The 276-nt window shown below is 54.3% G+C and carries 1 pseudogene; it reads left to right on the top strand.

Going from position 1 to position 276, the window contains the following annotated elements:
• Positions 1–250, top strand: a pseudogene (locus Q4563_RS19660) (N-acetyl-gamma-glutamyl-phosphate reductase); the annotation flags it as partial.
• Between the last annotated feature and the right edge of the window lie 26 nt (positions 251–276).

Raw genomic sequence — 276 nt, 5'->3', positions numbered from 1 at the left:
AGCCCGTTATGCCAATGAGCCATTTGTGGATGTGATGCCAGCGGGCAGCCATCCGGCGACACGTAGCGTGAAGGGCAGCAACGTCTGTCGTATTGCGATCCACCGTCATGCCGATACTGGCCAAATCGTGGTGCTGTCGGTGATCGATAATCTGGTCAAGGGTGCCTCTGGGCAGGCGGTACAAAATATGAACCTGATGTTTGGTCTGGACGAAGCGGCCGGTCTGAATCACGTTGCATTGATGCCGTGATTGATTCCATGGCGATTATCGAGGAT

It is taken from the genome of Gilvimarinus sp. 1_MG-2023 (assembly GCF_030548285.1).
This window is presented reverse-complemented; position numbering and strand designations above follow the sequence as displayed.